At 70.4% G+C, this 10824-nt stretch carries 9 protein-coding genes; 4 read left to right on the plus strand and 5 right to left on the minus strand.

Annotated elements, in window-relative coordinates; translation table 11 throughout:
- The coding region (locus tag VH112_11670) for an SPFH domain-containing protein (protein ID HEX4540892.1) at positions 1-1050 on the minus strand (1050 nt) is incomplete at its 3' end.
- A gap of 303 nt (positions 1051-1353) precedes the next feature.
- Here VH112_11670 and VH112_11675 point away from each other — a divergent pair.
- The gene (locus VH112_11675) at positions 1354-2664 is read left to right on the plus strand and encodes a cyclopropane-fatty-acyl-phospholipid synthase family protein (GenBank protein ID HEX4540893.1); all 1311 of its coding nucleotides are present in this window, start codon (positions 1354-1356) and stop codon (positions 2662-2664) included.
- A 15-nt stretch (positions 2665-2679) separates the two neighbouring features.
- Here VH112_11675 and VH112_11680 read toward each other — a convergent pair whose 3' ends face one another.
- The 4 genes from VH112_11680 to VH112_11695 form a co-directional block, all read right to left on the minus strand.
- The gene (locus tag VH112_11680; protein HEX4540894.1) at positions 2680-3921 is read right to left on the minus strand and encodes an Ig-like domain-containing protein; all 1242 of its coding nucleotides are present in this window, start codon (positions 3919-3921) and stop codon (positions 2680-2682) included.
- Between the two features lie 186 nt (positions 3922-4107).
- A complete protein-coding gene (locus tag VH112_11685; protein HEX4540895.1) occupies positions 4108-4437 on the minus strand; it encodes a hypothetical protein in 330 nt (109 codons plus the stop codon).
- Positions 4438-4659: 222 nt separating this feature from the next.
- Positions 4660-6018, minus strand: coding sequence for an alkaline phosphatase family protein (locus tag VH112_11690; protein HEX4540896.1), 1359 nt, complete (start codon positions 6016-6018; stop codon positions 4660-4662).
- Positions 6019-6077: 59 nt separating this feature from the next.
- Positions 6078-7397 carry a nicotinate phosphoribosyltransferase gene (locus tag VH112_11695; GenBank protein HEX4540897.1) on the minus strand — a complete coding sequence of 440 codons (1320 nt, stop codon included), beginning with the start codon at positions 7395-7397 and terminating at the stop codon, positions 6078-6080.
- A 213-nt stretch (positions 7398-7610) separates the two neighbouring features.
- Here VH112_11695 and egtA point away from each other — a divergent pair, with 213 nt between their 5' ends.
- From egtA to egtC, 3 genes are all read left to right on the plus strand, one after another.
- Positions 7611-8858 (plus strand): ergothioneine biosynthesis glutamate--cysteine ligase EgtA, encoded by a 1248-nt coding sequence (gene egtA, locus VH112_11700; protein ID HEX4540898.1) that lies wholly within the window; start codon positions 7611-7613, stop codon positions 8856-8858.
- Positions 8849-10198, plus strand: a complete 1350-nt coding sequence (egtB, locus tag VH112_11705; GenBank protein ID HEX4540899.1) for an ergothioneine biosynthesis protein EgtB — start codon at positions 8849-8851, stop codon at positions 10196-10198. The genes egtA and egtB overlap by 10 nt, the downstream gene beginning before the upstream one ends.
- A 9-nt stretch (positions 10199-10207) precedes the next feature.
- Positions 10208-10824 (plus strand): ergothioneine biosynthesis protein EgtC (egtC, locus tag VH112_11710; protein HEX4540900.1); only part of this gene is annotated, 617 nt, incomplete at its 3' end.

The following is a 10824-nucleotide window of genomic DNA, read 5'->3' on the forward strand; positions in this document are numbered from 1 at the left end:
GGTGCCACATTGCGAGCAGTGGGTGACGGCCGGGGTGAGGCGGGCGCCGCACGAGGAGCAGAACCGGGCCCCAGCCGGATTCTGGACCGAGCACGAAGGACAGGCGATCTGGGGCTGCTGTCCCTCCTGGGTGGGCTGGGCCGACTGGCCGCCGGCACCGACCGCGGGCTGGGTCGGCGGCGGGGCCTGGGCCGGCGGCTGCTGGGTCGCACCACCCACCGCCTGCTGGCCCACACCCATGCCCGTCGCCAGGATGGCGCCGCCGGCGGCCGCCCCGCCCTTGGACATGCCCTCACCGGCGCCGAGCAGGGCCTCGCCCTGTGCGTATTGTTGGAAACCGCCGGCCAGCTTGGAGTAAGCGGTGTCCTTGGCCAGCGACTTGAGGGTCGCCTCGTCCTGGTCGGCGAGGTTCACGTCGAAGTTGCCCATGCGCACGATGGCCAAGCCGTAGGCCTTCAGGATCTCGTTCCCGCCGTCGATGACGGTCTGCTCGATGTCAGGTGTGTACGCCGACAGGCTCAGCACCGGCCAGCCGTTGCCGAGGATCTGCCGGGTCACCTCGGTGCGCATCACCTTCAGCAGCTGGGCGCCGACCCAGTTCGTGATGGCCTCGTTGTTGGTCACGTCCACGGTCCCGGTGAGGTTGGTCACCAGCGGGACGGCGTCCGTGACCTTGAGGGAGTACTCGCCGAAGACCCGCAGCGTCACGATGGTGCCGGTCTGGGGGTCCTTGACATCGTCGACCCGTCCCCCGAAGGGCTGACCCGGATACTCCCGGGTGCCGACGAAGAACAGCTCGGCCCGGTAAGCGTTCCCTCCCGTGGCATGGTCGATGAAGGCGCCGAGGAACGGAAGCTCGTCGGCGTCGATCTGGTGCTGACCGGGCGAGATCGTCCCGATGACCTGGCCCTGGTTGAGGAAGAGGGCGGTCTCGTCGACGTCCACGATGGCCCGGCTGAGACGGCGGATGTTGTGGTCGGGCCACTTGTAGACGAGCTGTCCCTTGGCATTGTCCGGGACTGCGATGAACTCACGGCTGAACAGACCCATCTCACATCCTTCCGGGGAGGCCCCTGAGCGCTGGACCTACGGCCCAGGGTACTGTCCGGCGGGCGCGTTCGGCGTCTCATGCTCGGCGTGTTGGCGTGCGGGGCGGGGCGCTGAGCCAGAGGACCAGTCACGAGGCGGCGACATAGCATGGGACGGCGGGAGAGGACGCGAGCGAGGGGGCGATCCATGACCACTTCCGGCACGGCCGGCCCGGGAGGCCGGCGCGACGGTAGAGGCGGCCCGGGAGGCAGGCGCGACGGCGACGGTACAGGCGGCCCGGGAGGCCGGCGCCATGGGAATTCCATGGCCAGACTCCTGGAGCCGGTGGTCACGGCCTTCGTGGGCCCGAACCCGCCGGTCACCATCCGGTTCTGGGACGGCAGCACGCTCGGTCCCGATCACGCGCACGCGACCCTTGCGATCCGGTCCCCCAAGGCGCTCCGGCGGATCCTGTACGCGCCGGGCGAGCTCGGCGCCGCCAGGGCCTACGTCGCGGGTGAGCTTGACCTCGACGGCGACGTGTACGCAGCGCTGGCCCTGCGCGACACTATGGCGGCCCGAGGTCAGGACAACGCGGACAAGGTGGGCCTGGGCAGGCGGGGCTGGCTCGACCTGCTGCGGGCAGCAGGAAGCTCGGGGGCCTTCGGGCCACCGCCGCCCCCGCCGCCGGAGGAGGCTCGCCTGCGGGGCCGCCGCCACTCCAAAGCCCGCGACGCCGCGGCCGTCTCCCACCACTACGACGTCTCCAACGACTTCTACCACCTCGTCCTGGGCGACACGATGACGTACTCCTGCGCCCACTTCGAGACGCCCGGCTCCACCCTCGAGGACGCCCAGCGCTCGAAGCACGACCTGGTCTGCCAGAAGCTCGGGCTGCGGCCCGGCGCGCGGGTCCTGGACGTCGGCTGCGGCTGGGGAACCTTGGCCATGCACGCTGCCCGGCACTACGGGGCACGGGCGGTGGGCATCACCATCTCCGAACGTCAAGCGGCACTGGCCGCCCAGCGGGTGGTCGACGCCGGCCTGGCGTCCCAGGTCGAGATTCGCCAGCAGGACTACCGCGACGTCGACGACGGACCGTACGACGCCATCTCCAGCATCGGCATGTTCGAGCACGTCGGACTGTCGCGTCTTGCCGAGTATCTCGGCGACCTCTACCGCCTGCTCCGCCCCGAGGGTCGCCTGCTCAACCACGGCATCTCCCGGCCAGGAACGTCCGGCCTGGCCCGGACGTCGTTCATCAATCGCTACGTGTTCCCCGACGGCGAGCTCCACGAGGTGGGAGCTGTCGTCAGCGCCGCGCATGCCCAGCATTTCGAGGTACGCGACGTGGAATCGCTGCGGGAGCACTACGGCAGGACCCTGCGCAAGTGGGTGGCCAACCTGGAGTCGGGGTGGGATCGCGCTGTCGATCTCGTCGGAGCCAGCCGGGCCCGGGTCTGGCGGCTCTACATGGCGGGCTCGGCCCTCAACTTCGAGGCCGGCCGCACGAGCATCCACCAGGTGCTGGCGGTCAAGGGCGGTCCGGGGGGCAAGAGCGGCATGCCCCTCACCCGGGCCGAGCTCCTAGGACTGGTGCCGGCGCGGGCCCACGCACCGGCCACCCTTTCCTGATTCAGCGCGACCGGATCAGGTCACCGGGAGGGCGCTGCCCGCCACCCACTGGTCCCACGGCGTGTTCCAGTCGGCCGTCCCGTTGTCGCTCAGCTCCGGCGGCCTCGGGGAGTTCACGATGGTGACGATGTCGCCCCGCTGGCTGAAGTTGAAGAACCACGTGGCGTTGTCGGGAGCCAGGTTGACGCAGCCATGGGACACGTTGGAGTTGCCCTGGGCACCGACCGACCAGGGTGCAGCGTGCACGAACTCGCCGCCGTCGCTGATGTTGACGTCCTGGGCCACGTGCTCGTAGTACCCATCGGGCGAGTTGCGGGGGATGCCCACCGACTGCGAGTCCATGATCAGGTCGGCCGTCTTGTACTGCACGATGTGCACCCCGCCCATCGACGGGTATTTGTCCCGGCCGGCGCTGTCCTTGAAGGTCTGCACGACCTGGCCGTTGTTCGTGACCGTCATCAGGTGACTGTTGATGTCGACGGTGCTGACGTGGGCATCGCCGACGGTGAAGCCCACGGTTCGACTGGCGGTGCCCCAGACCCCGTTGCCGGCGTCCACACCACCGAGGTTCGACGCCAGGGTGACGTGCTCACCGGTCGGCCAGTAAGCCTGGGGCCGGTAGTGGACCTCCTTGGAGCTCATCCAGTGCCAGGCGCCGAGCACAGGCGTCGACATCTGCACCACCAGGGCCCGCTGCACCGCCGCCCTGTCGGCCACGGGATGGTTGAACTTGACCACGATGGGCATGCCGACGCCCACGGTCCCGCTGGTCGGCTCGATGTCGTCGGTAAGGGTGGCGATGGGCTGCAGCGTCGTGAACGAGGCCTGCTGCTCGACCAGCTTGCCCGAGGAGGTCTTGCCGGTGACCTGGACCGTGTAGCTCGTGAGCGGGGCCAGGGCGCCAGGCGCGGACGACCACGCTCCGCCCCCCTGGTCGAGGGTGCCGGGCACCGGCTGTCCCAGCGGGCCGGTCACCTGCACGGCGCTGAGGTGGCCACCCGAGGCGTTGACGGTGATCGGGGCGTTGAGCGGGACCGCCGTGGCGCCGTTGGTCGGGCTGAAGGTCAACTGCAGGCCCGATCCCTGGGCGCTGGCCGGCTGGCCCTGGCCGCCGGCCTGCGGCTGTCCGTGGGCCGACACCACGGACTGGAAGCTGTGCGTCCCCAGGTAGACGCCCGCCGCGGCGCCGACGACGAGGACGGCACCGACGACCATCAGCCCGCTACGCCGCGGCCACCGGGTCGGCCATCGGATCATCGCTGAAGGCCCCCCGCAACCTGCACGTAGGACAATGGGGACAAACCGTCGGCTACCGACATACCACCCCTGAGGCCCCAAACCCCACCATCGACACACGACGCCACCATACTTATATACACGACTTCGGAACGGCCGCAAACGCGACGTCGAATGACCTGATCAGAGTGGGGAATCGACGTTCGGTCAGCCCGACGCCGGCGTCCCCAGCTCGGAGAGAGGCAGCTCGGCGGTCACATCCCCCGCACAGTGTGGGCAACCGGCGACGTGCCGCCAGGCTCGAAGGGCCCTGGACCCGGCGGGTTCGACGACCACCATGAACGAGTCCGAGCGGGAGTCCAGGTCGAGCCGGTAGTAGGGGCGCCATGCGGTCGACGCCTCCTCGACGTCGAGATCCAGTCCCTTGAGCACGCGGCGGAACCGCCGTCGTTCGGTGTCGAACAGCCAGGTGCTATGGCAGGACTCGATCACCAGGACGTCGGGCACGGTCGAACCAGGGTTCGGGCCGAGAGACATGGCGCAACATCATGGCCCGCCCACCGGAGATTGCAAGGGCCTGAACGTTGCGGTTACGTGACGATTGTCACATAATGTCAGCAATCGGACTTTCCGCCCCAGTCACTCTCGGCCCGCAGTCGCGACCGGCGGTCCCGGCGCGGGTCGGCCCGACCGGTCAGGTCACAGGTCCAGGGCCCACCGTCAGAGCCCAGCGTCAGGGCCCAGCATCAGGGTCCAGCGTCAGGGAGGGGGAATCTGGCCGGGGCCGGTGGCCAGACAGGCCTCCGTGGCGGCATTGTCGTTGGCGGCCGGGAGGGCCGGGGGTTCCCGAAACGCGGGCGGCGAGCGGAGGTCCACGAGGTCGAGCAGGTTGCTGGCGTTGGCGTCGCGGTAGGTCATGGCGGGCAGGTTCCACTTGGTCTCGACCAGCTTGAGGATGGACGTGTGGTCGGCGACGACGTGGGAGACATGGTTGCGTCGCGCGTAGGGCGAGACGACCACGCAGGGCACCCGGAACCCGTAGCGGTCGAAGCGGCCCGGCTGATCGGTCGGCGAGATGGCGGGTGGGATCGAGTCGGGCAGCGGGGCCGGGGGCGGGGGTACGTGGTCGTAGTAGCCCCCGTGCTCGTCGTAGGTCCAGACCAGCAGCGTCCTTCCCCATGCCGGACCGGACATGACGGCGTTGATCACCTTCGCCGAGAACGCCTCGCCGACGACGACATCCTGGGGATCCTCCTCTGACGCATGCACGAAGTCGGTGTCGACGATCGAGTACCCCGGCAGCGTGCCGGCCGCCGCATCGGCGTAGAAGCGATCGATGGGGACGATGTTCTGCTTGTCACGGAGGGCGAGCGACGGCACCAGGTCCACGGTCGGCAGGTTGGTGTAGTAGTCCTTCCACGGGATGCGGTGGGCATCGAGACGGTCGAAGATCGTTCCGTTGGGGGGTGGAGGGTCAGTTGCGCTCGGGAGTGGGTTGGCCACCTGTCCCCAAGAGGTGGCAGCCAGCAGGTACCGGCGGTTGGGGTACGTCTTCGCCATGACCGACGCGAAGTACCGGTCGCCGAGCGGGAACGTTCGCGCCAGGCCGTGGTAGAAGGGCAGGTCCTCGGCGGTCCAGTACCCCATCGACACGGGCCCGCTCGAGCTTCGCACGAAGCCGTCGTTGCGCCCTCCGTTCCAGCTGACGTGGGTGGGGTTCCAGCTGTTGTCGGGACGGTTCTGCTGCTGGCACGTGGTGGGCATGCGGAACGCCCGCACCACCTTGCCCGTGGCGTCGGCGTTGGCTGCCGTCGGCCGCCCGTCGGGCCCGATGGTGAACCCGTCTCCCCGACCGAGGGTGCCGAGGTAGTTGTCGAAGGAGTGGTTCTCCATCATGAGAACCACGATGTGATCGATCTGCGGGATCGTGTCCGTGCCTTCGGGCAGCCGCGGGAACGGCAGGGACCCGGGTGCCGCCAGCGGTCGGGAGGCCGGCGCGGAGCCGCCCCCGCACCCGCCGAGCGCCGCCACCGCCCCGGCCGAGGCGGCGGCGCCGAGGAACTGCCGGCGGGACAGGCGGCCCGAGGGCGCGCTCGACACACGATCACCATGGGTCATCGACGGCTCCTCGACAAGTGCCAGGCATCAGTGAGGCGGGCGTGCTCGTTCCCGCCAGCTCAACCCCCGTGGTCGTGGCGGAAGTCCAGGTCCAGCCGGGCCAGCTGCTCGGACAGCCGGACCGGGACCGGCTGGGGGCGGCGGAGATCGAGCGCACCGGCGGGGAGCCACCCGAGGTCGGCCTCGAAGCGGGTCGTCCCCGCCGACAGGGCAACGGGGCCGGTGAGGCGGGATCCGCCCTTCATCACCGGCTGGAGCAGCGGCTCGGCGTCGGGTCCGGGCTCCTCCTCGCGTAGCGCCAGCACGTCACCCTCGGTCGGCGAGCCGCGGAACACCTGCTTGGCGCCGGGGAGGGTGGCCTTCTCCTCGGACAGCTTGGCCACCGGGCGACCGTCGTAGGACACGAGCTTGTAGACCGAGTCGAGCGTGGGGGCGTCGGCGGACGCCACCATGCGGGTGCCGATCCCGACGGCGTCGATGGGAGTGCCCGTCTCGACCAGGTGCTCGATCGCGTACTCGTCGAGTCCGCCGCTGGCGAAGATCCGCACGTCCCGCAGCCCCGCCTGGTCGAGACGTCGGCGCGACCACCTGGCCAGGGCTTCCAGGTCCCCGCTGTCAAGACGGATGGATGCCCGACCGTCCAGCCCGAGAGCGTGGATGACCCTGATGGCGGCCTCGACCCCCGCCTTGGTGTCGTAGGTGTCGACGAGGAAGGTGGCCTGGTCGGGGCGATCCTCGGCGAACGCGCGGAACGCCGCCTCCTCCGACGGGAACGCCTGCACATAGGAGTGGGCCATGGTCCCGCCGGGACTCACGCCATAGCGGCGTGCCCCCTCGACGTTGCTGGTCCCGGCGAATCCGACCATGGCGCAGGCGCGGGCCATCGCCATCGCCGCATCGGTCCCGGGGGCCCGCCGGAAGGAGAAATCGAGCATGCCGACGCGGTCCCGCCCGGCGACCCGACAACGGGCCGCGTTGGTGGCCAGCGTCGTGTGCATCGTCACCTGGTTGAGGATGTAGGTCTCCACCACCTGGGCCTCGGCGATCGGCGCGCTCACCTCGAGCACCGGCTCGTTGGCGGCCACGACGCGCCCCTCGGGGACGGCCCACACGTCGCCGGTGAACCGAAGCTGGCGGAACGCCTCCAGGCTCTCGCCGTGGAAGCCGATGGTAGCGAGGTAGGCGAGCTCGTCCTCGGTGAAGGAAAAGCCCTCCAGGAAGGACAGCACGTCATCCAGTCCGGCGGCGACCAGGAACCCTCGGGTCGGCGGGAGGTCGCGGACAAATAGGCTGAAGACGGCCTCAGCCGCCATGTCCCGGCGGAGATAGCTGGCCGCCATGTTGAGCTCGTACAGGTCGGTGAGCAGCGCAGCGGGCATGGAGGTGACCTCGCCTCGACGGCATCCAGACAATAGGCTGCCTCTTGGACCGGCGGGACTTATCACTTTGGGTACAAATGACCTTGGGTAACGAACGAACGACAACCCTCCCCCGGGAAGGAAAAATGACCATGAGCGGCCTTCAGCTGTGGATCGCCCCGGTGCGCAACGCCGTCTGGGTCACCGCGCGCTTCGGGCATCGGTAAGCGTTTCGTGCCGACGCCCACGCGGCACCTGGACCTCGAACGCGTGCAGGTCCTGGTGCGTGAGCGGTGCTTCCCCCCCTCGACCGCCGCCCTCGTGGGCGCCGAGATCGAGTGGCTCAGCCATTCCCTCCACCGTGCGCGCGACCTCGGCTTCGGCGAGGTCGAGGCCGCGCTCGACGGCACGTCGGCGCTGCCCGGGGGCAGCTCCTTGACCTTCGAGCCGGGCGGTCAGGTGGAGCTCAGCTCGGCGGCGTTTCCTGGCGTCGCCGAGGCCTGCCAGGCCCTGGGACAGGACGCCAGCGCGGTGCGCGCCGCCCTGGCCGAGCATGACATCGGGCTGGTCGGCATGGGGCTCGATCCGCTGCGATCCCCCCGGCGGGTCGTCGACGGCCCCCGCTACCAGGCCATGGAGGCCTTCTTCGGCGCCGACGGTGGGCGAGGGGGCTCGACCATGATGTGCAGCACGGCGGCGATCCAGGTCAACCTCGATATCGGTGGCCCCGACGCCGTTGGCCGCCGGTGGCGGCTGGCGCACGCCCTGGGACCGGTAATGGTGGCCGCCTTCGCCAACTCCCCGATCGCCGCCGGCCGACCCACCGGCTGGTGCTCCACCCGGATGGCCACGTGGTTGGGCATCGATCCGTCCCGCACCTCCCCGGTGAGCCAGGACAGGGGATGGGCCGACGCCTGGGTCGACTACGCCATGGCCGCCAAGGTGATGCTCATCCGGCGAACCCCTGACGATTTCGTGCCTGTTCGCAACGGCCTGTCGTTCGGCGAGTGGATGGCGACCGGGCACGAGCTCGGCTTCCCCACCGTCTCCGACTTCGAGTACCACCTGACCACGCTGTTCCCGCCGGTCAGGCCCAGGGGTTGGCTCGAGCTTCGCTATATCGACGCGTTGCCCGATCCCTGGTGGCGCGTGCCCGTGGTCGTCGCGACCTGCCTGCTGGACGACGACGAGGCGTCCTCGGTGGCCGCCGACGCGACCGCTCGATGTCGGGCCTCGTGGCGGGACGCGGCCCGGTGCGGACCGAGCCACCCCGAATTGTCCCAAGCCGCCGAGACCTGCTTCGACGCCGCCCTGGCCGCCTGCAGCCGCCTCGGGATCGACGCACCCACGGCCGAGGTGGTCGCCCGCTACCGGGACGTCTACGTGGGGAAGAAGCGATGTCCCGCCGATGACCGGCTCGACGAGTGGGCCGCCGCCGTCGACGGGTCGGCCGTCGCTCCACTGGAGGCGTCGTGGACCTGAACGCCCTGATGGCCGGGCGCCTCGAGTCTGCTCGGCGTCGCTCGCTCGACCTCCTGGCTCCCGTTCCCGACGACGGCCTGGTCCGCCAGCACTCGCCGCTCATGTCGCCGTTGGTCTGGGACGTGGCCCACGTCGGCAACTACGAGGAGCAATGGCTGCTTCGGGCCTTGGGTGGGTCCGCTGTGGGTCCGCAGTGGGACTCCGTCTACGACGCCTTCCGCCACCCGCGGCGGGACCGCCCGGCGCTGCCGATGATGGGCCCCGCCGAGGCGCGCCACTACGCCGCCGTGGTGCGGGGCCGAGTGCTCGACCTGCTGGAGCGGCTCTCGCTCGACGATGGTCCGACCAGAACGCTCCCCCGGTCTTCTCGTGGCAAGGCACCGACCCAGAGCGCGCCGCCACCGGCCAGCGACCTGACGCCGGGAGCCTTCGTGCACGGGATGGTCGTCCAGCACGAGCACCAGCACATCGAGACCATGCTGGCCACGCTCAACCTGGCGGAGCCGACCGACTGGCTCCCCACGGCGCCGGCCACCCCGTCGGGCGGCATCGTTTCCGGCGAGGTTCTCGTCGACGGGGGGCCCTTCGTCATGGGAACCGACACCGAGCCGTGGGCCTACGACAACGAGCGGCCCGCCCACGTCGTGGATCTGGCGCCCTTCTGGATCGACGCGGCGCCCGTGACCAATGGCGAGTACCTGGCCTTCGTGGAATCAGGGGGCTATCAGGACCCCCGGTGGTGGTCAGCGGCAGGATGGGCATGGCGCGAGGAATCAGGGCTCGCCCACCCCGGCGGGTGGACGTCCGACGGTGCGGCCTCCTGGTCACAGATCCGTTTCGGCCGCCGTCACGACCTGGCCCTCGACGAGCCGGTCGAGCACGTGTGCTGGCACGAGGCCGATGCCTTCGCCCAGTGGGCCGGCAAGCGCCTGCCGACCGAGCCCGAGTGGGAGAAGGCGGCCTCATGGGGTTCGGACGGACACAAGCGCCGCTACCCGTGGGGCGATGACGATCCCGCGCCCGCCCTCGCCAACCTGGGCCAGCGCCATCTCGGCCCCGCTCCCGTGGGGGCCTATCCGGCCGGCGTGAGCCCGTGGGGCTGCCACCAGATGATCGGTGACGTGTGGGAGTGGACGGCCTCTGAGCTCCTGGCCTACCCCGGGTTCGCCTCGTTCCCGTACCGGGAGTACTCGGAGGTCTTCTACGCGAGCGGGTACAGGGTGCTGCGGGGCGGCTCGTGGGCGACTGACCCGACCGCGATCCGCGCGACGTTCCGCAACTGGGACTACCCGATCCGACGCCAGATCTTCGCCGGTTTTCGCTGCGCCAGGGACGCGTGAGAAGGGCCCGTGTGCCGACTGGTCGCCTACCTCGGCCCGCCCGTGACGCTCGAGCGGCTCTTGCTGGAGCCGGAGCACTCGCTGCTGCGCCAGTCCTGGGCCCCGGAACGACAGACGCACGGCACGGTGAACGCCGACGGGTTCGGGGCCGGGTGGTACGACCTCTCGACCCGGCCCGAGCCGGCGCGCTACCGGCGGGCGGGACCGATGTGGGCCGACCGCTCCTTCGCCAGCCTGGCCGGCGTGGTGCGCAGCGGCGCCGTCCTTGCCGGCGTGCGCAGCGCCACCCCCCCGGCGCCGGCCGAGGAGAGTGGCACGCCGCCGTTCACCTGGGGACCGTGGCTGTTCGCCCACAACGGTGTCGTGGACGGTTTCGCAGAGGGACCGGGTGCCACCCTTCGCCGGGCGCTGTCGGACCGGCGGCTCACGGGGGTCGAGGGGGCGGCCGACTCCGAGGTGCTCTTCGCCCTCACCCTGGACCGACTCGACGCCGGCGCAGCACCAGAGGAGGCCCTCGCCTCGGTGGTGGGGCAGGTCACGGCCGTCACCACCGGCCGGCTGACGATGATGCTGACCGACGGGCGGCGTCTGGCCGCCGCCGTGTGCGGCGAAGCCCTGTACCGGAC

The sequence above is a fragment of the Acidimicrobiales bacterium genome, from assembly GCA_036270875.1.
Taxonomy (GTDB): domain Bacteria; phylum Actinomycetota; class Acidimicrobiia; order Acidimicrobiales; family AC-9; genus AC-9.